Origin of the sequence: Streptomyces sp. NPDC048297, assembly GCF_043201585.1 — a bacterium.
In the GTDB taxonomy this organism is placed as follows: Bacteria; Actinomycetota; Actinomycetes; order Streptomycetales; family Streptomycetaceae; genus Streptomyces.
Genome location: NZ_JBICZA010000002.1, coordinates 364,132 through 385,779 on the forward strand (window position 1 = coordinate 364,132; position 21,648 = coordinate 385,779).

Genomic DNA, 21,648 nt, shown 5'->3' on the forward strand with positions numbered 1-21,648 from the left:
ACAGGGCCGGACAGGGCCGTACGGGTCGGACGGGGCCGGACGGCGTGGGAGCGGGTCGGACGGGGCCGGACGGGTCAGGCCAGGACGCCCAGCAGTGCGCGGGCGCACAGATCGCGGACCTGTTCCCGCGTCAGCGCGTCGTCACGCAGCCACTCCAGGCAGACGGCGGTGGTGAAGGCGAGCCAGCCGCGTACGGCCAGCCGCACCTCGGGCGCGCCCTCCACGACCGGCCCGAACTCGGGGTCGGCGGCCAGGGCGGCGAGGATCTGCTGCTCCTGGGCGGCGAGGGCCCGCTGGTAGACGCGGCGCACGGCCTGGTCGCCGGCCGCGTCGGCGCGATGGAAGGCGCGAAAGCCGTGGGCGTGGGCCTGGACGTAGCCGAGGTAGGTGTCGAGGCCGGCGGTGAGCTGCCCGCGCACCGGGACACCGGGCACCGCGGCCGTCATGCGCAGCATCCGCGCGCTCTCGCGCTCGACGACCGCCGCGAAGAAGTCCCGCTTGTTCGGGAAGTAGTGGTACAGCAGCCCACGGGAGACCCCGGCGATCTCGGCGACCTGCTCGATCCACACGTCGTCGTACGGACTCTCCGAGAACAGCCGCGCCCCGACGGACAGCAACTGCTCACGACGTTCTTCGGTGCTGAGTCGACGCCGGGCGCGTTCCCCCTGGTTCGCGGGCATACGGCCACTTTACTTGACGTCGGTTCAACAAGCGGACCAGACTGAAACCTGTTATTGAACTCATGTACAACACGTGCGACACGGCACAACCGTCCGCTGGATCAAGGGAGATCGCGTCATGGCGGAGACGACGGAGACCGGGCTGCCGAAGGGGTTCCGCAGCGCCGAGCACGGCTGGCCCGAACTGCACCGCATCCCGCATCCGGCACGCCGGCTGCCCCTGGTCGGCGACGTGGTGGGCGTCGACCGGCGCCGGCCCCTGCAGGACTCGCTGCGCTTCGGGCGCGAGCTGGGACCGATCTTCCGGCGGCGGGCGTTCGGCAAGGAGTTCGTCTTCGTGTGGGGTTCCCGGCTCGCCGCCGACCTCGCGGACGAGTCCCGGTTCGCCAAGCACGTCGGCCTCGGGGTCGCGAACCTGCGGCCGGTCGTCGGGGACGGACTGTTCACCGCCTACAACCACGAGCCGAACTGGCAGCTCGCACACGACGTCCTGGCGCCCGGGTTCAGCCGGGACGCCATGGAGGCCTACCACGCGATGATGCTGTCCGTCGCCGGACGGCTCACCGACCACTGGGACGGCGAGCAGGCGGCCGGACGCACGGTGGACGTGCCCGGGGACATGACCAAGCTGACCCTGGAGACGATCGCGCGCACCGGGTTCGGGCACGACTTCGGCTCCTTCGAGCGCGACCGGCCCCACCCCTTCGTCCGGGCCATGGTCGGCACCCTGACGTACGCCCAGCGCCTGAACAACGTTCCCGGGCCGCTGGCCCCGCTGCTGCTGCGCGGCGCCGCCCGGCGCAACGCGGCCGACATCGCCTACCTCAACCGCACGGTCGACGACCTCGTGGCCGCCCGGAACGGCACCGGTGGCGGCGCCGGCACGGGCACTGGCGGCGGCACCGGCACCGGCACCGGGGACCTGCTGGACCGCATGCTGGAGACGGCCCACCCCGAGACCGGGGAGCGGCTGTCGCCGGAGAACGTCCGCCGGCAGGTGATCACGTTCCTGGTGGCCGGCCACGAGACCACGTCCGGCGCGCTCTCCTTCGCCCTGTACTACCTCGCCCGGCACCCCGAGATCGCCGCCCGCGCCCGCGCCGAGATCGACCGCGTCTGGGGCGACACCCCGGAACCGGGCTACGACCAGGTCGCCAAGCTGCGCTACCTGCGGCGCGTACTGGACGAGACGCTGCGCCTGTGGCCCACCGCTCCCGCCTACGCCCGCGAGGCCACGCGGGACACCGTGCTGGCCGGGGACCACCCGATGCGCCGGGGCGCGTGGGCGCTGGTCCTGCTGCCGCTGCTGCACCGCGATCCCGAGGTGTGGGGCGAGGACGCCGAGCGCTTCGACCCGGACCGGTTCGACGCCAAGGCCGTACGAGCCCGCGCCCCGCACACCTTCAAGCCGTTCGGCACCGGCGCGCGGGCCTGCATCGGCCGCCAGTTCGCGCTGCACGAGGCGACGCTGGTGCTCGGCCTGCTGCTGCGCCGCTACGACCTGCGGGCCGACCCGGACTACCGGCTCCAGGTCACCGAGCGCCTCACGGTCATGCCCGAGGGCCTGCGGCTCGGCCTGGAGCGCCGCACGGTGGGCGCGGGCGCCGCTGCCGGTACCGGTGCCGCTGCCGCTGCCGCTGCCGCTCCCGTGACCGTTCCGGACGACGGAGCCGGAACCGGGGCCGAGTCCGGGGCCGGGTCAGCCGGCCGTTGTCCAGTGCATGGGGCGGGTGAGTGACGGGGAGAGCCGGGTGCCCGCGCTGCCGCGGGCCGCGTTCAGCTGCGGCTGGGTGAGGAAGAAGGCTCCGGTGAGGTCCGCGTCGGTCAGGTCGGCGTCGCGCAGATCGGCACCGATCATGTCCGCGTCGCGCAGATCGGCGCCGGTGAGGTCGGCCGCGATGAGGTAGGCACCGCGCAGGGTGGCCCCGCGCAGGTCGGCGCCCCGGAGCCGGGCACCGATCAGGTCCGCTCCCCGGCGATTCTTCCCCTTGTCAGCCTTCTTGCCGGCCTTCTTGCCGGCCTTCTTGCCGGCCTTCTTGTCACCCGCGCCGAGGGCGGCGGCTCGGGCCAGCTCGCTGGTGCGCAGCAGCAGGACGTTGACGTCCTGCCGGTGGGCGGCGACATCCAGCGCGGCCAGTTCCCCGGGCGTGCCGAGGGTGAGCCGCTCGGTGTTCTCCAGCGCCGTGCGCAGCTCGGGGTGAACGGGCCGGGCGGCGTCCAGGCCCAGCGCCTCGTTCAGGTACCACAGCAGTTCGTGGAGCTGACGGACGACCGGGAACACGTCGAACATCGAGCGGGCCCGCTCCGGGGACCCCGTCCGCCAGTCCTGCCCGCCGAAGGTGACCTGCGAGACCTTCTGTCCCGCGCCGAGGCAGTCGTAGACCGTGCACCCGGTGAAGCCCTTCGCGCGCAGGTCGGTGTGGATGCCGCAGCGGTGGTCGCCCCGCAGGTTGGGGCAGGGCTTGCCGGCGGGCTTGTCCAGCGCGAAGTCGGCGGAGGCCGCGAAGGGCAGCGCGACGCAGCACAGCCCGAAACACTGTGCGCAGTCGCCGCGCAGGTCAAGACTGTCGGTCGGTATGTGTTCCGGCATGACCACAAGCCTACTGACCTGCACGACTTCCCTGCGGGGCTGTTCTGAGGTGCTGCCCTGCGCGGCTGTTCTGCGGAGCCGCCCTGCGCGGGTGCCTTGCGCGCCTGTCCTACAAGGCTGCCCTGTACGACTGTCCTGCGGGGCTGCCCTGCGCAGCTGTTCTGCGGAGCCGCCCTGCGCGAATGCCTTGCGCGCCTGTCCTACGGGGCTGCCCTGTACGACTGTCCTGCGGAGTTGCCCTGCGGAACCGCCCTGCGCGGCTGCCCAGGGCGACTCCCCTGCGCGGCCGACCTCTGCGGGACGTACGCGGCGGCGGCGCCCGCCGAGGCCCTTGGCTATTGGCTATTGGCTATTGGCTATTGGGCCTCATCCCCCGGTAAACCGGTCGATCTCCTTGAGTACCACGCCCGGTCGGTCCTCGGTGGACATGTGGCGGGCGCCCTGTGCGGCGGCGCGGGAGTAGGCCTGCTGATTCGTCACGCGGCCGAGGGCGGCGGCGAGGCGGTCGGCGGTGAGGGCGCGCATCGGGATCGGCGCGGGGGCGGCACCGGCCGCGGCGAGGCGGGTGGCCCAGAACGGCTGGTCCGCCGTGACCGGCACCGCGACCGACGGCACCCCGGCGCGCAGCGCGGCAGCCGTGGTGCCCGCACCCGCGTGGTGCACGACCGCGGCCAGTCGCGGGAACAGCAGCGCGTGCGGCAGGTCCCCGACGGTGAGCATGTCGTCGGCAGTGGTGTCGGCGGCGAGCCCGGCGGCACCGGATTGCAGGATGCCGCGCAGCCCGGCCTGCCGCAGGGCCCGTACGGCGATCTCGCTGAGCCGTTCGCCCTCGCCGCTCGCCATGCTGCCGAAGCCGACGAGGACCGGGCGGGGCCCGGCCCGCAGGAAGTCCTCGACGGCGGCGGGCAGTCGTGCGCCCGCGTCGACGTCGGGCCAGAAGGTGCCCGCGATCCGCAGGCCCGGACGCCAGTCGGCGGGGCGGGGCACGAGGGCCGTGCTGAAACCGTGCAGCACGGGCCAGTCCGCCGTGTCCAGGCGCCGGCGCGTCGCGCCCACGGACAGCGGCGCAAGACCGAGGTCCCGGCGCAGCTCGGTGACCGCCTGCGCGTAGATCCGGTCGACCATGCGCAGGGCGAACCGGCCGGCCAGCCGGTTGCCGGTCCGGCCCAGCGGACGGGCGGCCATGACGGCGGGCGGGAAGTCACCGGTCGGCGCGTTCGGCTGGAGGTAGGCGCCCAGGCTCGGGATGCCGGTGGCCTCGGACAGCTGCCAGCCGAGCGGTGCCGTCGTGGCCGACAGGACGAGCAGGTCCGTGCCCTCGGCGACCGCGTCGGCGAAGCCGCGGCCGAGTTCGGTGACGAACGCGGCGGCCGTACGCATCAGTTCGCGTCCACTGCCGGCTCCCCCGTGCCCGCGCGGGTCGGCGGGCAGCCGCCGGAATCCCAGGCCCGCGCCACGCGCGAGGGAGGCGAAGGTGTCGGTGGTGGCCAGGGTGACCTCGTGCCCGGCGCCGGCCAGGGCGGCGCCCAGACCGGTGCAGGGGGCGACGTCGCCGCGTGATCCGGCCGTGGCGATCAGGATTCTCACGGATGCTCCTCGTCGTCGGTGCGGGAGCCGTCACGGCGGCCGGCGTTGGCGTGGATCGCCTTGCTCACATAGGCGGCGAGGCCGGGGCGTTGCTGTGAGGGCGGGACGAGGAGGGCGAAGGCGCGCGGGTCGGCGGCGAGGTCGTCGGCGACGCGCCGGTGCATGTCGGGCGGGCAGGGCGTGAACCAGCGGGTGAGATGGCGGCGGTGCTCCTCGGCGAGGTCCGTCGCCCGTTGCCCGTCGGCGGGTTCACCGGCGTCGAAGGCGGCGAGCAGTTCCTCCCACCAGTCGGCGGCCTCGCTCATGATCTGCCGCCAGTCCTCCTCGGTGTGCGCCCCGGCGCGAGCCATCGCCTCCCGGTACGAGGCGGAGTGCTGCCATTTCAGCTGTGCCTCGGTGGCGTAGCTGAGGTCGAAGGAGATCTCGCCGAAGACCTCGAACCGTTCCTCGGGCGTGAGCGCCACTCCGGTCCGCTGCACCTCGATGGCGTGCTCGGCCACCTCCGCGAGACGCTCGAGCCGGTCGATCTCCTCACGCAACTGCCGCTGCCGGGACCGCAGATGGTGCAGTGCGCAGGCCTGCGGGTCGCGCAGGACGACGGCGATCTCGTCGAGCGGGAAACCCAGTTCGCGGTAGAAGAAGATCTGCTGGAGCCGCGCCAGGTCGGCGTCGTCGTAGGAACGGTATCCCGCGGGACTGCGGTCGCTCGGCGAGAGCAGCCCCGCCTTGTCGTAGTGGTGCAGCGTCCGCACGGTCACCCCCGCGAACGCCGCCACCTGCCCCACCGAGTACCCCATGTGCCTGCCCTCTCGTCCGCTCACAGCTTCGAGCCTGACGTAAGGGGAGGGTCAAACTCGCCGGTGGTACCACGGTTCACCGGTGGTATCACGGTTCACCGGTCGTACCGCTGTTCACCGCTGGTGCCACCGTGTGGCTCAGGCCTCGTCGCGGCTCAGGGCCAGCAGCCGGTCCAGGACGCGCGGTGTGCCCGTGCGCAGGCCGTCGTGCTCGAACTCGTCGGTGACCCAGGTGCGCAGGCCCCGGATGGCGCGGGCGGTCTCCAGGGAGTGGGTGCTGTCGACGTACATGTCGTCGTGGTAGACGGCCGCGGCGACCGGTACCTCGTTGGCGGCCAGGCGCGCGGGGTCGTACAGGGGCTCCCAGTCGGTGCGGGCGGCGAGCAGGTCGGCGGTCTCGCGCAGGGGGCGCAGGGCGGGGTCGTTGTCGAAGGTCCAGGGGTGGACCGTCTCGCCGGTGAACAGGACCGGGGCGTCCCCGGCGAGCGCCTTGACCGCGTCGAACTGCGGGAACTCGGCACGCACCCGCTCGGCGGCCCAGTCGGTGGGACGGCTGTCCTGGCCGTAGATCGTCTCGTGGACGAGCGCGTACAGCGGGTGGCCCGCGTAGGACAGGAGGCCGCGCACCTCCTCCTGGAACGCGTCGGACAGCTCCGTGCCGCCTGGGGTGCGGACGAAGGCGTCCTCCAGGAGGTAGTGCAGGCGGTGGCTGCCGTCGCTCATGCCGAGCATCAGTCCGAGGGACTGGAAGGCCTCCACGGTGAGGCGGTAGCCGCCCGGCAGGACGACGTCACGGGTGAGCAGGTGGTCGGCGATGCGGCGGGCCCGGTCGACGTCCTGCGGGTAGCGGGCGTAGTGGGCGCTCACCTTGCGTTCGACGCGCGGGTAGGCGGCCCGGTAGACGTCGTCCGCGTGGGCGTGCAGGGAGGGCAGACCGCCGGTGACGAGCGCGGCGGCCATGCCCTCCGGAGCCAGGGAGAGGTACGACACCGTGCAGAAGCCGCCGAAGCTCTGGCCGAGCACGGTCCAGGGGGCGCCGCCGGTCACCTGCGGGCGGATGGCCTCGCAGTCCCGGACGATCGAGTCGGCGCGGAAGTGGCCGAGGTGGGCGGCCTGTTCGGCCGGGCCGCCGCGCAGCGGCAGCGTCTGGCGGTTGGCGGGCGTGGAGCGGCCGGTGCCGCGCTGGTCGAGGAGCAGGACCCGGTAGTCCTTCAGGGCCCGGTCGAGCCAGGACTGCCGTCCGGAGAAACGATTCGCCCCGAAGCCGGGACCACCCTGCAGATACACCAGCCACGGCAGGTCCTGCCCCGCCTTGTCACCCGCCACCACCTCGCGGGCGAACAGCTCGATGGTCTCGCCGCCCGGGTCCGAGTGGTCGAGAGGCACGGTGAAGTGGCGGTCGGTGAGGACGACGCCGGGCTGGCGGTAGCTGAGGCTCAACGGGTCTCCCGGGACGGATGGGACGGTCGAGTCCCAGTTCAGCACATGGAGGCCCCGGGCCCGAGCGTGGGGATCATGGAATCTTGCTGAACATCGGGTCAGCGGGCGCCGGGCCGGTGCTGCGGGCTGGGACTGCGCACGACAGGTCCGGGGCGCCGCGCCCTCTCCCGTCGCGCGATGCCGTGCCATTACCCTGCACTGGTCCGATGACCGACCGCGAGGAGCCGCGATGCGCGTCGCCCTTTTCCTGACCTGCGTCAACGACACGCTGTATCCGGACACCGGGCGCGCCGTAGTGAAACTGCTGACCAGGCTGGGTGTCGACGTGGACTTCCCGATGGCTCAGACGTGCTGCGGGCAGGCGCACTACAACACCGGCTACCGGCATGAGGCGGAGCCGCTGGCGACTCATTTCTCCGATGTTTTCGGGGAGTACGACGCGATCGTGACCCCTTCCGGGTCGTGCGCGGCGATGGTCCGGGAGTTGTATCCGCGGATCGGCGAGCGGGCGCGGGCCGAGGGGCGCGGGGACGGGCCGGCCACCACGCTGGCGCCCGTGGTCCCGAAGACGTACGAGCTGACGGAGTTCCTGGTGGACGTGCTGGGGGTGACGGACGTGGGCGCCTTCTATCCGCACACGGTCACCTATCACCCGACCTGCCACGGGCTGCGCGGCCTGCGTCTCGGCGACCGTCCGCTTCGGCTGCTGCGGGCGGTGAAGGGGCTGGAGCTGGTCGAGCTGCCGGGGGCGGAGGAGTGCTGCGGGTTCGGCGGGACCTTCGCGGTGAAGAACCCCGAGGTGTCGGCGGCGATGGGCGCGGACAAGGTCCGCAACGCGGAGTCGACCGGCGCCGACGTGCTGTGCGCGGCCGACAACTCGTGTCTGATGCACATCGGCGGGACCATGAGCCGGCTGAAGGTGGGCATGCGGCCGGTGCACATCGCGGAGATCCTGGCGAGCACGGAGGAGGAACCGGCCGTATGAGCGGAACGTTCGTGGGGATGCCGGTGTTTCCCCCGCCCACCTACCCAGCCTTTCCGACGGCGGCGGCGGAGGCCGTCGGCAATGCCACCCTGCGTGCCAATCTGCGGCACGCGACGCACACCATCCGCGCCAAGCGGGCGAACGCCGTGGCCGAGGTGTCCGACTGGGCGGCGCTGCGGGAGGCCGGCAAGCGGATCAAGGACCACACGCTGCGCCATCTCGACCGGTATCTCGTCGAGTTGGAGGAGTCGGTGACGGCCGCGGGCGGCACCGTCCACTGGGCGGCGGACGCCGACGAGGCCAACCGGATCGTCGCCGAACTGGTCAAAGCGACCGGCGAGTCGGAGGTCGTCAAGGTCAAGTCGATGGCCACGCAGGAGATCGGGCTCAACGAGGCGCTGGAGGCGGAGGGCATCCGGGCCTACGAGACCGATCTCGCCGAGCTGATCGTGCAGTTGGGCAAGGACCGCCCCTCGCACATCCTGGTCCCGGCGATCCACCGCAATCGCGGCGAGATCAGGGACATCTTCCGCTCCGAGATGGGTGAATGGGGCCGCCCGGCCCCGGAGGGCCTGACCGACACGCCCGCCGAACTCGCGGAGGCGGCCCGGCTGCATCTGCGGGAGAAGTTCCTGCGGGCCAAGGTCGGCATCTCGGGCGCCAACTTCATGGTGGCCGAGACCGGCACGCTGGTGGTCGTGGAGTCCGAGGGCAACGGCCGGATGTGCCTGACCCTGCCCGAGACGCTGATCTCGGTGGTCGGCATCGAGAAGATCGTGCCCACCTGGCGGGACCTGGAGGTCTTCCTTCAGACACTCCCCCGCTCCTCGACGGCCGAGCGCATGAACCCGTACACGAGCATGTGGACGGGGACGACGGACGAGGACGGCCCGAGCGCCTTCCACCTGGTACTGCTCGACAACGGCCGCACCGACACGCTCGCCGACGAGGTCGGCCGGCAGGCGCTGCGCTGCATCCGCTGTTCGGCCTGCCTGAACGTGTGCCCGGTGTACGAGCGGGCCGGCGGCCACGCCTACGGCTCCGTCTATCCCGGCCCGATCGGCGCCATCCTCAGCCCTCAACTGCGGGGCACGGCGAGCGAGATCGACGCCTCGCTGCCGTACGCGTCCTCACTGTGCGGGGCCTGCTACGACGTGTGCCCGGTGGCCATCGACATCCCCGAGGTGCTGGTGCATCTGCGGGAGCGGGTCGTTCAGGGCGGTCCGGCGGTCCGGCAGGGCAACCGGGTGGTGCTGAAGCCGGCCAAGGGCCACGCGGCCGAGCGGGCGGCCATGCGGGCGGCACGCTGGACGTTCGGGCACCCTGGAGCCCTGCGCACCGGGCAGCGGCTCGCCTCCCGGACCCGCCGGCTGCTTCCGCGCGGTCTGCCGGGGCCCGGCCGGGCGTGGAGCGGGACCCGGGACCTGCCGGCCGTGCCCGCGGAGCCGTTCCGGGACTGGTGGCAGCGGACGCACGGCGGGAAGGACACCAAATGAGCGGCAGGGAACGGATCCTGGGCCGGGTGCGGCGCGCGCTCGCGGACGTGCCCCGGGACGAGACGCCGTACGAGCGGGCGGTTCCACGCGACTATCTGCGCGAGCACGGGTCCCGGACCACCAGGGAGAGCGTGGATCTGCTCGCCGAGAACCTCGCGGACTACCGGGCGATCGTGCACCGCAGCACCGAGGACGAACTGCCCTACGACATCATGCGGTTGCTGGCCCGGCGCGGGCCCCGGTACGTGCTGGTACCCCCGGGGCTCCCACCGGAGTGGATGTCGGCCGCCGATCCGGCACGGGTCCATGACCGTGCGGTGAGCACGGCCCGCGAACTCGACCAGGTCGACAGCGTGGTCACGGGGTGCGCGGTCGCCATCGCCGAGACCGGCACCCTCGTGCTGGACGGCTCACCGGACCAGGGCCGGCGCCGCATCACGCTGATCCCCGACCATCACATCTGTGTGGTCCGGGTCCCCGACCAGGTCGTGGCCTCCGTCCCGCAGGCGCTCGAACGCCTCGACCCCTCCCGTCCGCTGACCTGGATCTCCGGCCCGTCGGCCACCAGTGACATCGAGCTGGACCGGGTCGAGGGGGTGCACGGGCCGCGCACTCTGGAGGTGGTGCTGGTGAGCGCGGACTGACCGGCGCGGTTACCGTGGGTGAATGATCCGCTTCGATCAGGTCACCAAGCGGTATCCGGACGGTACGACGGCGGTGGACGACCTCTCCTTCGAGGTCGGCGAGGGCGAACTCGTCACGCTCGTCGGCCCGTCCGGCTGCGGCAAGACGACGACCATGATGATGGTGAACCGGCTCATCGAGCCGACGTCCGGGCGGATCTTCGTGGACGGCGAGGACGTCGCCGACGTCGACCCGGTGCGGCTGCGCCGGCGGATCGGCTACGTCATCCAGCAGGTGGGGCTCTTCCCGCACCGCACGGTGCTGGACAACACGGCGACCGTGCCGGCGCTGCTCGGCTGGAGGCGGGCGAAGGCGCGGGCGCGCGCCGCCGAGCTGCTCGATCTCGTCGGTCTCGACCCGAAGACGTACGGGCCGCGCTACCCGGAACAGCTGTCCGGCGGGCAGCGGCAGCGGGTCGGCGTGGCGCGGGCGCTCGCGGCGGATCCGCCGGTGCTGCTGATGGACGAGCCGTTCGGCGCGGTCGACCCGGTGGTGCGCGAGCAGTTGCAGGACGAGTTCCTGCGGATGCAGGACGCGGTGCGCAAGACGGTGCTGCTGGTCACGCACGACATCGAGGAGGCCGTCCGGCTCGGCGACCGGATCGCCGTGTACGGGCAGGGCCGGATCGAGCAGTTCGACACGCCCGGGGCGGTGCTCGGGGCGCCCGCGACCCCGTACGTCGCCGGGTTCGTCGGCGCCGACCGCGGTCTGAAGCGGCTGTCGGTCACCGCGATCGAACCGGACGACCTGGAACAACCGCCGGTGGCCCGCCCGGACGAGCCCGCCGGGCGTGCCGTGGAGCGGCTGCGGGCCGAGGGCGCCCGGTGGGCGGTCGTCCTGGACCGGCACGGCGATCTGCACGGCTGGGTCGGCATCGACGAGCTGGCCGCCGGCGGCACGGTCGGGGACCTCGCGCACCGGATGACCGCGTGGGTGCCGGTGGGCGCCCCGCTGAAGCAGGCGTTCGCGGTGATGCTCCAGTACGACGCCGGATGGGTCGCGGTGCTGGACGGGGCACGCTTCCTGGGCGTGCTCACCCCGGCCGGGCTGCACGAGGCGCTGCGCCGCTCGGTGGACGCGGACGCGCGGGGTGTCGCGCGGGGTCAGGTGTCGTTCGACTCGATCGCGGACGCCTGAGGGGTCCGGTGCCTCACTTCAGCAGGCCCTTGTCCTTCAGGTACGTGTGCGCGACGTCGGCGGGCAGGCGGCGCCGGCTGTCGACCTGCCGGTTGAGGCCGGCCAGGTCCTCGGTCGTCAGGACGGAGTTGAGCTTGCCGAGCGCCTTGGCCACGCGGGGGCTTCCGGCGCGGGAGCGGTTGACGACCGGGACGACGTGGTCGGCGTTCTGCAGGTGCTTGTCGTCGGCGAGGAGGACGAGACCGAACTGGTCGAGGGTGGCGTCGGTGCTGGTGGTGAGCACCATCTGGTCCCGCCCCGACTGCACGGCCCGTTTGGCCTGGGTGGTGCCGACACCCTTGGGGTCGATGCCGGTGACGTCGATGCCGTACACCTTCTTCAGGCCCGGCTCGCAGTACGGCCGTTGTACGCACTCGTCCCCGGCCGCGAGCCGCACTTTCAGCCCGGAGGCGCCGAGGTCGCTGAGGGTCTTGAGGCCGTGCTGCCGGGCGTAGGCGGCGGTGACGGCGAAGGCGTTCTGGTCGACGGCCCGGCCGGGCGAAAGGACGGTGAGTCCGCGGGGTTCCGCGAGGGAGCGCAGGGCTTTCATCGTGGTGTCGAGAGCGGGTGAGCCGACGGGGCGGGCGCCGGGGCCGTGGGTCTTGGCGTTGAGCCAGTCGGCGAAGGTGGCGGCGTACTCGGGGACGACGTCGATCTGGCCGGATTCCAGGGCCGGTTCGTACAGTTCCCGGTTGCTGACGGTGAGCAGGGACGTCTTGTAGCCGGCCTGGTTCAGCAGCTGCGCGTACATCTGGGCGAGCAGGTCGCTCTCGGTGAAGCCCGCCGAGCCGATGGTGAGGTGGTGGCTGTCGCCGGGCGGCGCGGTGACCTGGCCCCGGTTCTCCAGGGAGGGGCCGGCGGTGCAGGCGGTCAGCGCGAGGAGCACGGCTGCCGCCGGCAGCGCCCCGCACTTCATCGCCCGCCCCTGGCCCAGGCCGGTGCCAGGCGTTCGGCGATCTCGAAGACGGCCTCGACGACGAGGGCGAACACGGCGACGAGGAGGGCGCCGGCGACGACCTGGGGTGTGCTGGCCAGGTTGAAGCCCGCCGTGATGATCCGGCCGAGTCCGCCGCCGCCCGCGAGCGCGGCGATGGTGGCGGTGGCGACGAGCTGGACGGCGGCGATCCGCACACCGTTGAGGACCATCGGGAACGAAAGGGGCAGTTCCACGTGAAACAGTATCTCCCGCCCGGTCATCCCCATCCCCCGCGCCGCCTGGACCACGCTGCGGTCGACCTCGCGCATGCCGACGTAGGCGTTGGTGAGCAGGGGTGGTACGGCGAACAGCACCAGCGCCACCACCGTGGGCCCCTCGCCCCACTTCCCCACCGGGGTCAGCAGGAGCAGGACCAGCACGGCGAAGGTGGGGACGGCCCGGCCCACGTTGGAGATGTTGACGGCGAGTGCGCCGCCCCGGCCGAGGTGGCCGAGGACCAGCGCGACCGGCAGGGCGATCAGGCAGCTGACGACCAGGCAGACGACGGTGAGCAGCAGGTGCTGGAGCAGCCGGTGCCGGACGCCGTCGTCACCCGACCAGTGCGCGGGGTCGGCGAGCCAGTCCCAGGTGGCGTGCAGGGTGCTCATGTGCGGGCCGCCCGTCGCGCCCACGGCGCGATCAGCCACTGCACGCCCAGCAGGAGCAGGTCGGCGGCGACGGCGATCACCACGCACAGCACGGACGCGGTGAGGACCTGGGCCTTGAAGTAGGTGTTCATGCCGGAGTAGATCAGATTGCCCAGCCCGCCGAAGCCGACGATGGCGCCGACCGTGACCAGGGAGACCGCCGAGACGGTCGCGATGCGCAGGCCGGCCATGGCGGCGGGCAGGGCGAGGGGCAGTTCGACGGTGAGCAGGAGCCGGATCGGGCCGTAGCCGAGGCCGCGTGCCGCCTGCCGGGTCTCCTCGGGGACGGCGCGCAGCCCGGCGAGGATGTTGCGTACGAGCAGGGTGAGCGAGTACAGGACCAGTCCGGCGACGACGAGGGGGGCCGAGAGGCCGTAGACGGGCAGGAGCAGGGAGAACATCGCCAGGGACGGGATGGTGTAGAGGATCGTCGTCACGGCGAGGACCGGTCCGGCGGCCCAGCCCCAGCGGCGCGCCAGCACCGCCATGGGTACGGCGATCACGAGGGCGACGACGACCGAGACCGTCGTCAGTTCGAGGTGCTGGACGACGGCGTCGAGCAGGATGTGGCGGCGGGTGGCGAGATAGGCGCCGCAGATCCAGTCGTTGCGCGCGAGGCAGTCGTCCGGAGGCGCGGTCGTCACCCGTCCATTGCACCGGCTGGCCGAGCGGGTCGGCGCGCTGGGGTGACCCGTTCGGGGCCGGGGCCGCGGCGGGGGCCGGGGCTTCGCGGGGGCGGAGCCGCAGCGGGAGTCGGGGCCGCAGCGGGGCCGGGGTACAGGCCCCCGGGGTGGCGGCGAATTCCGTGACAAGGGTGCTGAACAAGCGCTTAGATAGTTAGATAGTGGGAGCACGCTGGACGCAGACCGCGGCACGCGGATCCCGACCCCTCCGGAGGCCCCGTTGTTCACATCCGTCGACGACGTCTCCGCCCGCCTCGCCGAGACGGGGTACCTCGCCTCGCCCGCCGTGGCCACGACGGTCTTCCTGGCCGCCGAGCTGGGCAAGCCGCTGCTGGTGGAGGGTCCCGCCGGGGTCGGCAAGACCGAGCTGGCGAAGGCCGTCGCCCAGATCGCGCGGGCCCGGCTGATCCGGCTCCAGTGCTACGAGGGCGTGGACGAGTCCCGGGCGCTGTACGAGTGGAACCACGCCAAGCAGCTGCTGCGCATCAGCGCCGGCCGCGACGAGAACTGGGACGAGACCCGCACCGACATCTTCAGCGAGGAGTTCCTGCTCCCCCGCCCCCTGCTGACCGCGATCCGCGGCGACGAGCCGACGGTCCTGCTGATCGACGAGACCGACAAGGCCGACGTCGAGATGGAGGGGCTGCTGCTGGAGGTGCTCAGCGACTTCCAGATCACGGTCCCCGAGCTGGGCACGGTCACCGCGACCCGCCGCCCGTTCGTCGTGCTCACCTCCAACGCCGGCCGGGAGCTGTCCGAGGCGCTGCGCCGCCGCTGCCTGTTCCTGCACATCGGCTTCCCCGACGAGGAACTGGAGCGGCGGATCGTACGGCTGAAGGTCCCGGGCCTCGGCGAGGCGCTGACCGAGTCCGTGGTGCGGGTGGTGGGGGCGCTGCGCGCGATGGACCTGCGCAAGGTGCCCTCGATCGCCGAGACCGTCGACTGGGCCCGCACCCTGCTGGCCCTGGGCGCCGACACGCTGGACGAGACGGTCGTACGGGACACCCTCGGCGTGATCCTCAAGCACCAGGAGGACGTGCAGAGGGCCGCCGCCAAGCTGGACCTGAGCACGCTGTGAGCGCGGGCGAGGAGCGGGGCACCGACGTGGAGGCGCCGATGACCGGTGTCGAGGCGCGGATCACCGGTCTGGTCGGCGCGCTGCGCGCGCACGGCGTGCGGATCGGCACCGGGGAGACCGTCGACGCGGCCCTCGCCGCCGAGGCGCTGGGCTTCGCCGACCGGGAGGTGCTGCGCGAGGGACTGGCCGCGACCCTGCTGCACGGCTCCGGGCAGCGGACGGTGTTCGACCCGGTCTTCGACCTGTACTTCCCGCGCGACGTCGGCGCCCCTCTCACGGAACGCTCGGGCCGCGAGGAACTGCGCGACCGTCTCGCCGACGCACTCGCCGCCGACGACCGGGCGCTGCTGGCCAGGCTGGCGACGGAGGCGGTCGACAGCCTGGGCGGCTACGGCGCCACGCCGGGCTCGGACGGCTCGGACGGCTCGGACGGCTCGGACGGCTGGTCGGCGTACCAGACCCTGGACCGGCTCCGCCCGGGAACCCTGCTGGCCCGGGTGCGCTCCGACGTGCGGGCCCGGGGCGGGGCGGCCGGGTTCGCCGACCGGCTGCTGGACGACGAGATCCGCCGCCGTATCGAGGAGTTCCGGCGGCTTGTCGGCGCGGAGGCGCGGCGCCGGGTCGCCGAGCGGCGCGGGCGGGACCGGATCGCCCGGCGGGCCGTCGCCCCGACCGCCGACCGGGTGGACTTCCTTTACGCCGGCCGGGACAAACTCGCCGAGCTGCGCAGGACGGTGCGGCCGCTGGCCCGCAAGCTGGCGACGCGGCTGGCCGCGCGCCGCCGCCGGGCCGCACGCGGCACGATCGACCTGCGCCGCACCCTGCGCTCCTCGCTGTCCACGGGCGGGGTGCCGATGCGGCCGGTGCTGCGCCGGCGCCGTCCGGTCCGCCCCGAACTGGTGCTGCTGTGCGACGTGTCCGGCTCGGTGTCCGGCTTCTCCGACTTCACGATGCTGCTGGTCCAGGCGCTGCACGACCAGTTCAGCAAGGTGCGCGTGTTCGCCTTCGTCAATCGCGTCGACGAGGTGACCGGCCTGCTCGACCACGGCCGGGCCGACCCCGACGGGCTCGGCGCCCGCATCCGCGACGAGGCCGCGCTCACCGGCTGGCACGGCAGCAGCGACTACGGCGTCGCGCTCGGCGAGTTCACCGAGCGGTACGGCGCCGCGGTCGGCCCGCGCACGACCGTCTTCGTGCTCGGGGACGCCCGCACGAACATGGGCGACCCGAACCTGTCCGCCGTCCGCGACCTCACCCGCAGCGCCCGCCGCGTCTACTGGCTCAACCCCGAACCCCGCGCCCAGTGGGGCACCGGCGACTCCGCCGCGCCCGACTACGCCGAGCTGGTGGAGATGCACGAGTGCCGCAACGCCATGCAACTCGGCACGATCGTCGGACGACTGCTGCCGGTGTGACGGCGCCGCTCCCGCCGGACCTGGGGGTACCCAACCCTTGGCGTACCTAGCCCTTGGCGTACTCGTTCGCCATGGTGCCCGCGAAGTCGAACACCACGACCTGCTCGTCGCCGACGACCCAGGCGTCGTGGCCGGGCGAGCAGACGAAGACGTCGCCGGGGCCGATCTCCGCCTCGCCGCCGTCGTCCATGACGAGACGCATCCGGCCCTGCACCACATAGCCGTTGTGATGGACCATGCAGCTCTCCGTGCCGGCGAGCCGCGCCACGGACTCCGACCAGCGCCATCCGGGTTCGAAGGTGCCCACGGCGAAGTCGAGCCCGGTCAGGTGCAGGGCGTCGAGGTGGCCGCGGGGGAAGTCACGCCGCTCGTCGGGCTTGTCGACCGTCTTCACTTCCAGCATGACGGTGTCCTCCCTTCCGGCCGCTCACCGCGGCCAGGGACGGCCTCCGTGCCCCCGGCGCCTCGGACGGTGCCGACGCTGCGACGGCGACCGCACCCCACGCCCCCATCGTCTGCCCGGCCCCACGAAGCTGCCAACCGGTCGTAGGCTGGCGTCCCCCTTCCCCCTGGCACGAAGTTCCCCCTCGCTCAAAGGTGACCATGTACACGATCCCCCTCGGTGACGACGGCTCCGAGCTGTGTCCCCTCCAGCCCTGGCGGGCCGGGGAATTCCTCGACCATGTCGAGCGTGGGCGGGAGTTCATCGGCCGGTTCAACGGGCTGCCGGACGTGGTCGCGGATCCGGCGGGCGCCGAGGCGTTCCTGCGGGCGTACGCCGAGAAGGAGGCCGCCGACGCGGGCCGCATCGCCGGGATCCGGTACGACGGCACGCTCGTCGGTGCGGTGATCCTGCGCCGGATGGACGTGGCGCAGGGCACCGCGGAGGCGGGCTGCTGGCTGGAGCCGGCGGCGGTGGGGCGGGGCCTGGTGACCCGGGCGGCCCGGGTGCTCATCGACTGGGCGATCCGGGAGCGGGGCGTCCACCGCGTCGAGTGGTGGGTGTCCCCGCAGAACACCCCGAGCATCGCGGTCGCCCGGCGGCTCGGCATGCGCAGGGACGCCGTGCTCAGGGAGAGCTACCTGTACCGGGGCAAGCGGCACGACGAGGAGATCTGGTCGGTGCTGGCCCCGGAGTGGACCGGAGCCGGCCACCAGAACGGAGCCGGGCGCCCCGGCCACCGTGCCGGAGCGCCCAGCCGACCAGCTACTCAGCGGCGCTGTCGCTCAGCTACGAACTACGCCCCGGGGTGGGCGAGTTCGATGTCGTGGTCGCCGATGTCACCGCGGAGGGTGACTCCTGCGGCCCGCGGCGGATAGCCGGCCGCGATCACCGTGTACGTCCCACCGTCCAGGTCGCAGAAAGCGTACGCGCCGTCCTCCCCGGTCGTGGTCGTGGCGACGACGTTGCCCGCGCCGTCCACGAGCGTCACCCGGGCGTCGCCGAGCGGCCCGCCCGCGCCCTGCACCGTGCCGCGCACCTGCGCGCCGGCCCGCAGCTCCACCTCGGCACGGGTGATCCCGTCGCCGGTGATCTCCACGGGCAGGGCGAGGGGGCGGTGCTCGGGCGAGCTGACGGCGAGGGTGATGGTGCCCGGCACGAGGTCGCCGAGGGTGAACTCGCCGAGCCCATCGGTCTCCGCGCTGCCCAGCACGTCCCCGCGCACGTCGGTGACGACCACCAGCGCCGCGGCGACGGGTGCCCCGCTGTCGGCCGAGCGCACCAGCCCGGCCAGTCCGCCGACCCCGCCGAGCAGGATGTCGTACGCCACCGGGTCCGTGCCGACGACCAGGGTGGTGGCCCAGGGGCGGCGGCCGTCCGCGGCGGCGACGAGGACGTACGTCCCGGCCCCCGGCGCCTCGACGGCGTAGGAGCCGTCGGCCCCGGCGACGGACCGGCCGACCTGCCGGCCGCCGAGCGAGATCAGCGTCACCGCGGCGCCGCCGACGACCGCGCCGTCCGCCCCGCGGACGGAGCCGCGCACGGGTATGCCCCCGCCCGTCACGGGCGGCTCGGGGACATCGACGGGCCGTACGTCGTCGTGCTCCACGCCACCGGCCACCGGCCCCCCGGCAACATGGCTGCCGACACCACCGCCGACACCGCCGACACCGCGAGCGTCCTGCGCGGGCTTCACCCGCCGGGGAATGAACGCGGCCACGAACAGCGCGAGCACCGCCGCGCCCGAACCGATGGCCATGACGACCTTGAAGCCGTTCTCGGAGGGCAGCTTCACCGTGCCGAAGGTCGTGGTCATCTGGGCGAGGATCACACCGGCGACGGCGCTCGCGGTGGAGGTGCCGATGGACCGCATGAGGGTGTTGAGACTGTTCGCCGCGGCGGTCTCGGACGGGTCGACGGCGCCCATGATCAGCGCGGGCATCGCACCGTAGGCGAGCCCGATGCCGGCGCCGATGACACAGCTCGCCAGGAGCAACTGCCAGACGGCGCCCATCATCACGACGCTGAGGCCGTACCCGCCGGCCACGACGACCGCGCCGCACATCAGGGTGACCTTCGGGCCCCAGGTCCGGGAGATGAGCGCGGACACGGGCGCCGTCGCCATCATGACCAGGCCGGGCGGGGCCATGACCAGGCCGGCGTCGAGCAGCGACTTGCCCAGCCCGTATCCGGTCGCCCGAGGCAACTGCAGGAGCTGCGGAAGGACCAGGGACATCGCGAACATCGAGAAGCCGAAGGCTACCGAGGCGAGGTTGGTGACCAGGACCTGGCGGCGGGCGGTGGTGCGCAGGTCCACCAGCGGCTGCGTGGTGCGCAGTTCGTAGATCCCCCAGGCGAACAGGACGACGACGGCCGCCGTGAACAGCCCGAGGGTGGTGGCACTGCTCCAGCCCCAGTCCGCGCCCTTGGAGATCGCCAGCAGCAGGCAGATCAGGCCGGCCGCCATGCCGAGCGCGCCGATCAGGTCGAACCGCCCGCCGGAACGCACCGCGGATTCGGGAACGAGGAGCAGGACGAGGACGGCGGCGACGACGCCGAGCGCGGCCGAGGTCCAGAACAGCGTGTGCCAGTCGTAGTGGTCGGCGATGAGCGCGGCGGCGGGCAGGCCGAGGGCGCCGCCGACGCCGAGGGAGGCGCTCATCAGGGCGGTGGCGGAACCGAGCCGTTCGGCGGGCAGTTCGTCGCGCATGATGCTGATGCCGAGCGGGATGACGCCGGACGCAAGGCCCTGCAGCGCCCGTCCGATGATCATCGGGGTGAGCGTGTCGCTGAGCGCGGCCGTGACCGAGCCGGCGACCAGCATGAACAGGCTGGTCAGCAGCATCAGGCGCTTGCCGTACATGTCGCCGAGCCGGCCCGTCACGGGCGTGGCGACGGCCGCCGCGAGCAGCGTGGCCGTGATCGCCCAGGCCGCGTCCGAGGCGGAGGCGTGCAGCAGCCCGGGGAGTTCCGGGACGATCGGGATGATCAGGGTCTGCATCAGCGAGACCACGATCCCGCCGAGGGCCAGCACCGCGACGACGACGTTCGCGCGGGGTGCGGCGGTCAACTCCCCGGCCTGGTCGGGCCGGGGTCGTGCAGGGGTCATGGTCGGGCCTCCGTCGGGGCACGCGGATCTGGGGCAGGACACGCAGAATGTAGGTCCGTTGATTGACTTAAGCAAGGAGAGCGCCGCCGGACGGGCTCGCTCCACGAGAGCCGGGTCCGCGGTGGCGCGGCAGCGCGGGCCGACTGCCACTAGGTTGTGCGGCATGAGCAACCTTGACCGCGCGCCCGAACCGAGCGTGTGCGGCGGCCGCGGATTCGTCGTCGCCGAACCCGTCCGCGAACTGCTGAGCCCCCGTCGCGTACCGCTCGGCGAGTCGACCGAGGTGCGCCGGCTGCTGCCGAACCTCGGCCGGCGCATGATCGGCGCCTGGGCCTTCGTGGACCACTACGGCCCCGACGACATCGCCGACGAGCCCGGCATGCAGGTCCCGCCGCATCCGCACATGGGGTTGCAGACGGTCAGCTGGCTGCACGAGGGCGAGGTGCTGCACCGCGACTCCACCGGCAGCCTGCAGACCATCCGGCCCCGCCAGCTGGCCCTGATGACCTCGGGCCGGGCGATCAGCCACTCCGAGGAGAGCCCGCGCCCGCACGCCCGGTTCCTGCACGGCGCGCAGCTGTGGGTCGCCCTCCCCGACGAACACCGCCACACCGAGCCCCGTTTCGAGTTCCACGCGGAACTGCCCACCGTCACCGCACCGGGCCTGACCGCCACCGTGCTCCTCGGCGACCTCGACGGCTCGACGTCACCCGGTACGGCCTACACCCCGCTCGTCGGCGCCGACCTCGCGCTCACCCGGGGCGCCGACGTCCGCCTGCCCCTGGACCCCGACTTCGAGTACGGCGTCCTGTCGATGTCCGGCGAGGTCCACGTGGACGGCGTACCGGTCCTCCCCGGCTCGATGCTCTACCTCGGCTGCGGCCGCACCGAACTCCCCCTCCGCGCCGAGTCCGACGCCGGACTCATGCTGCTGGGCGGCGAACCGTTCGCCGAGGAACTGATCATGTGGTGGAACTTCATCGGGCGTTCGCAGGACGACATCACACAGGCCCGGGAGGACTGGATGAACGGGTCCAGGTTCGGGGAGGTGAAGGGGTACGACGGCGCTCCGCTGCCTGCGCCGGAACTGCCGGCGGTGCCACTGAAGGCGCGGGGTCGCGTGCGCTGAGTCGGCGTTTCCTGGTGTGGTGGCCGCATAGGTTCACCAGGTTGTGGGTGCGCCGGCGGCCTGGTGACCACCCGGGACAGGGTTCGCGCGCTCACCGCGTCCGGTGCGGCCTATCGCTCGGACAGCGGGTCGTGGTGCGCCGTCGCCGAGAGGGGCGATTCGGAGTCGAAGTCGAAGGTCTCCGTGGCAGCGTCGGCGGGGAACTCCCGGTGGTCGCGCCAGATGTGGGCGAACGCGACCAGAAGGTTCCATGAGGCGGTTGCGTGGAGTTCGGTCTCCGCGGCCTGCTGAGGCGGGGAGGCCCGATGGAAGCGCACCGCCGCGACCTGTGTGGTCGCGGCCAGCCGCAGGGCTGCCGTGGCGACGACGCAGGCGACGGCGGTGAACGGCTGAACGTCGACACGACGCACCACCAGCTCCAGCCCGGCGACCGGCTCCTCCTGTACACCGACGGCATCGTCGAGGCCCGGGACGCGGAAGGACGTGAGTTCGGCCGGGACCGCTTCGTCGACTTCATCGTCCGCCACCACCACGGCCACCAGACACTCCACGAGACCCTGCGCCGGCTGATGCACGCGGTCGTCGAACATCACGCGGGCCGCCTCGCCGACGACGCGACCGTGCTCCTCGCGGAGTGGCGCGCCGGCCACCAGGACACGCTCACGCCATGACCGCGGCGCACCCCGCCGGGCCGGAACCAGGTTTCACACCGGGCCCGTTGGACACTCCGAGGC

Annotated in this window: 20 protein-coding genes and 1 pseudogene; 10 read left to right on the forward strand and 11 right to left on the reverse strand. The window is 72.8% G+C overall.

Going from position 1 to position 21,648, the window contains the following annotated elements:
* Positions 1-74: 74 nt before the first annotated feature.
* A complete protein-coding gene (locus tag ACGFYV_RS03625) occupies positions 75-680 on the reverse strand; it encodes a TetR/AcrR family transcriptional regulator (protein WP_393876670.1) in 606 nt (201 codons plus the stop codon).
* A 118-nt stretch (positions 681-798) separates the two neighbouring features.
* Between ACGFYV_RS03625 and ACGFYV_RS03630 the strand changes: the two genes are divergently transcribed.
* The gene (locus ACGFYV_RS03630) at positions 799-2,418 is read left to right on the forward strand and encodes a cytochrome P450 (protein WP_393876671.1); all 1,620 of its coding nucleotides are present in this window, start codon (positions 799-801) and stop codon (positions 2,416-2,418) included.
* Here ACGFYV_RS03630 and ACGFYV_RS03635 read toward each other — a convergent pair.
* The 4 genes from ACGFYV_RS03635 to ACGFYV_RS03650 all read right to left on the reverse strand — a co-directional run bounded on the left by ACGFYV_RS03635 (position 2,380) and on the right by ACGFYV_RS03650 (position 7,094).
* On the reverse strand, positions 2,380-3,270 hold the full coding sequence (locus ACGFYV_RS03635; protein WP_393876672.1) for a pentapeptide repeat-containing protein: 891 nt from the start codon (positions 3,268-3,270) through the stop codon (positions 2,380-2,382). The two genes, ACGFYV_RS03630 and ACGFYV_RS03635, sit on opposite strands and share 39 nt — an antisense overlap.
* A 366-nt stretch (positions 3,271-3,636) precedes the next feature.
* Positions 3,637-4,857, reverse strand: coding sequence for a glycosyltransferase (locus ACGFYV_RS03640; RefSeq protein WP_393876673.1), 1,221 nt, complete (start codon positions 4,855-4,857; stop codon positions 3,637-3,639).
* Positions 4,854-5,654: a MerR family transcriptional regulator gene (locus ACGFYV_RS03645; RefSeq protein ID WP_393876743.1), complete on the reverse strand. Its 801-nt coding sequence runs from the start codon at positions 5,652-5,654 to the stop codon at positions 4,854-4,856. Before ACGFYV_RS03645 ends, ACGFYV_RS03640 begins: the two co-directional genes overlap by 4 nt.
* Positions 5,655-5,792: 138 nt before the next feature.
* Entirely contained in the window at positions 5,793-7,094 is a 1,302-nt protein-coding gene (locus tag ACGFYV_RS03650; protein WP_393876674.1) for an alpha/beta fold hydrolase, read from the reverse strand.
* A gap of 229 nt (positions 7,095-7,323) precedes the next feature.
* On the opposite strand from ACGFYV_RS03650, the gene ACGFYV_RS03655 reads away from it, so the two are divergent.
* Genes ACGFYV_RS03655 through ACGFYV_RS03670 form a run of 4 tightly spaced genes read left to right on the forward strand, consistent with a single transcriptional unit; the run spans position 7,324 to position 11,396 of the window.
* Entirely contained in the window at positions 7,324-8,079 is a 756-nt protein-coding gene (locus tag ACGFYV_RS03655) for a (Fe-S)-binding protein (RefSeq protein WP_393876675.1), read from the forward strand.
* The gene (locus ACGFYV_RS03660) at positions 8,076-9,575 is read left to right on the forward strand and encodes a LutB/LldF family L-lactate oxidation iron-sulfur protein (protein ID WP_393876676.1); all 1,500 of its coding nucleotides are present in this window, start codon (positions 8,076-8,078) and stop codon (positions 9,573-9,575) included. Before ACGFYV_RS03655 ends, ACGFYV_RS03660 begins: the two co-directional genes overlap by 4 nt.
* Positions 9,572-10,219, forward strand: a complete 648-nt coding sequence (locus ACGFYV_RS03665; protein ID WP_393876677.1) for a lactate utilization protein C — start codon at positions 9,572-9,574, stop codon at positions 10,217-10,219. Before ACGFYV_RS03660 ends, ACGFYV_RS03665 begins: the two co-directional genes overlap by 4 nt.
* Before the next feature lie 22 nt (positions 10,220-10,241).
* Positions 10,242-11,396, forward strand: a complete 1,155-nt coding sequence (locus ACGFYV_RS03670) for a betaine/proline/choline family ABC transporter ATP-binding protein (RefSeq protein WP_393876678.1) — start codon at positions 10,242-10,244, stop codon at positions 11,394-11,396.
* Between the two features lie 13 nt (positions 11,397-11,409).
* On the opposite strand, the gene ACGFYV_RS03675 is transcribed toward ACGFYV_RS03670, so the two are convergent.
* From ACGFYV_RS03675 to ACGFYV_RS03685, 3 genes are read right to left on the reverse strand one after another with little or no spacing between them, the layout of a single operon-like run.
* A complete protein-coding gene (locus ACGFYV_RS03675) occupies positions 11,410-12,351 on the reverse strand; it encodes an ABC transporter substrate-binding protein (RefSeq protein ID WP_393876679.1) in 942 nt (313 codons plus the stop codon).
* Positions 12,348-13,019: an ABC transporter permease gene (locus tag ACGFYV_RS03680; protein WP_393876680.1), complete on the reverse strand. Its 672-nt coding sequence runs from the start codon at positions 13,017-13,019 to the stop codon at positions 12,348-12,350. The genes ACGFYV_RS03675 and ACGFYV_RS03680 overlap by 4 nt, the downstream gene beginning before the upstream one ends.
* Positions 13,016-13,702: an ABC transporter permease gene (locus tag ACGFYV_RS03685; protein WP_393876681.1), complete on the reverse strand. Its 687-nt coding sequence runs from the start codon at positions 13,700-13,702 to the stop codon at positions 13,016-13,018. Before ACGFYV_RS03685 ends, ACGFYV_RS03680 begins: the two co-directional genes overlap by 4 nt.
* A 259-nt stretch (positions 13,703-13,961) precedes the next feature.
* Here ACGFYV_RS03685 and ACGFYV_RS03690 point away from each other — a divergent pair, with 259 nt between their 5' ends.
* Together ACGFYV_RS03690 and ACGFYV_RS03695 are read left to right on the forward strand one after the other, a co-directional pair.
* Positions 13,962-14,819: an AAA family ATPase gene (locus ACGFYV_RS03690; RefSeq protein WP_393876682.1), complete on the forward strand. Its 858-nt coding sequence runs from the start codon at positions 13,962-13,964 to the stop codon at positions 14,817-14,819.
* A gap of 38 nt (positions 14,820-14,857) precedes the next feature.
* Entirely contained in the window at positions 14,858-16,234 is a 1,377-nt protein-coding gene (locus ACGFYV_RS03695; RefSeq protein ID WP_393876744.1) for a VWA domain-containing protein, read from the forward strand.
* 46 nt (positions 16,235-16,280) lie between these two features.
* On the opposite strand, the gene ACGFYV_RS03700 is transcribed toward ACGFYV_RS03695, so the two are convergent.
* Positions 16,281-16,637 carry a cupin domain-containing protein gene (locus tag ACGFYV_RS03700; protein WP_393876683.1) on the reverse strand — a complete coding sequence of 119 codons (357 nt, stop codon included), beginning with the start codon at positions 16,635-16,637 and terminating at the stop codon, positions 16,281-16,283.
* A 200-nt stretch (positions 16,638-16,837) separates the two neighbouring features.
* Between ACGFYV_RS03700 and ACGFYV_RS03705 the strand changes: the two are divergent.
* Positions 16,838-17,386 (forward strand): annotated as a pseudogene (locus ACGFYV_RS03705) (GNAT family N-acetyltransferase); the annotation flags it as partial.
* 86 nt (positions 17,387-17,472) lie between these two features.
* On the opposite strand, the gene ACGFYV_RS03710 reads toward ACGFYV_RS03705, so the two are convergent.
* A complete protein-coding gene (locus ACGFYV_RS03710; protein ID WP_393876684.1) occupies positions 17,473-19,785 on the reverse strand; it encodes an MFS transporter in 2,313 nt (770 codons plus the stop codon).
* Positions 19,786-19,948: 163 nt separating this feature from the next.
* Between ACGFYV_RS03710 and ACGFYV_RS03715 the strand changes: the two genes are divergently transcribed.
* Positions 19,949-20,914 (forward strand): pirin family protein, encoded by a 966-nt coding sequence (locus ACGFYV_RS03715; RefSeq protein WP_393876685.1) that lies wholly within the window; start codon positions 19,949-19,951, stop codon positions 20,912-20,914.
* A 110-nt stretch (positions 20,915-21,024) separates the two neighbouring features.
* Here the strand turns inward: ACGFYV_RS03715 and ACGFYV_RS03720 are convergent, their stop codons facing one another.
* Positions 21,025-21,231: a hypothetical protein gene (locus ACGFYV_RS03720; protein ID WP_393876686.1), complete on the reverse strand. Its 207-nt coding sequence runs from the start codon at positions 21,229-21,231 to the stop codon at positions 21,025-21,027.
* Here ACGFYV_RS03720 and ACGFYV_RS03725 point away from each other — a divergent pair.
* Positions 21,220-21,585 carry a PP2C family protein-serine/threonine phosphatase gene (locus ACGFYV_RS03725; protein WP_393876687.1) on the forward strand — a complete coding sequence of 122 codons (366 nt, stop codon included), beginning with the start codon at positions 21,220-21,222 and terminating at the stop codon, positions 21,583-21,585. The genes ACGFYV_RS03720 and ACGFYV_RS03725 overlap by 12 nt on opposite strands.
* Positions 21,586-21,648 lie beyond the last annotated feature (63 nt).

Coding starts and splice junctions, on each gene's coding strand:
- ACGFYV_RS03625 (WP_393876670.1), bottom strand. CDS start 680: ATGCCCGCGAACCAGGGGGAACGCGCCCGGCGTCGACTCAGCACCGAA.
- ACGFYV_RS03630 (WP_393876671.1), top strand. CDS start 799: ATGGCGGAGACGACGGAGACCGGGCTGCCGAAGGGGTTCCGCAGCGCC.
- ACGFYV_RS03635 (WP_393876672.1), bottom strand. CDS start 3,270: ATGCCGGAACACATACCGACCGACAGTCTTGACCTGCGCGGCGACTGC.
- ACGFYV_RS03645 (WP_393876743.1), bottom strand. CDS start 5,654: ATGGGGTACTCGGTGGGGCAGGTGGCGGCGTTCGCGGGGGTGACCGTG.
- ACGFYV_RS03655 (WP_393876675.1), top strand. CDS start 7,324: ATGCGCGTCGCCCTTTTCCTGACCTGCGTCAACGACACGCTGTATCCG.
- ACGFYV_RS03660 (WP_393876676.1), top strand. CDS start 8,076: ATGAGCGGAACGTTCGTGGGGATGCCGGTGTTTCCCCCGCCCACCTAC.
- ACGFYV_RS03665 (WP_393876677.1), top strand. CDS start 9,572: ATGAGCGGCAGGGAACGGATCCTGGGCCGGGTGCGGCGCGCGCTCGCG.
- ACGFYV_RS03670 (WP_393876678.1), top strand. CDS start 10,242: ATGATCCGCTTCGATCAGGTCACCAAGCGGTATCCGGACGGTACGACG.
- ACGFYV_RS03675 (WP_393876679.1), bottom strand. CDS start 12,351: ATGAAGTGCGGGGCGCTGCCGGCGGCAGCCGTGCTCCTCGCGCTGACC.
- ACGFYV_RS03680 (WP_393876680.1), bottom strand. CDS start 13,019: ATGAGCACCCTGCACGCCACCTGGGACTGGCTCGCCGACCCCGCGCAC.
- ACGFYV_RS03695 (WP_393876744.1), top strand. CDS start 14,858: ATGACCGGTGTCGAGGCGCGGATCACCGGTCTGGTCGGCGCGCTGCGC.
- ACGFYV_RS03700 (WP_393876683.1), bottom strand. CDS start 16,637: ATGCTGGAAGTGAAGACGGTCGACAAGCCCGACGAGCGGCGTGACTTC.
- ACGFYV_RS03710 (WP_393876684.1), bottom strand. CDS start 19,785: ATGACCCCTGCACGACCCCGGCCCGACCAGGCCGGGGAGTTGACCGCC.
- ACGFYV_RS03715 (WP_393876685.1), top strand. CDS start 19,949: ATGAGCAACCTTGACCGCGCGCCCGAACCGAGCGTGTGCGGCGGCCGC.
- ACGFYV_RS03725 (WP_393876687.1), top strand. CDS start 21,220: ATGGAAGCGCACCGCCGCGACCTGTGTGGTCGCGGCCAGCCGCAGGGC.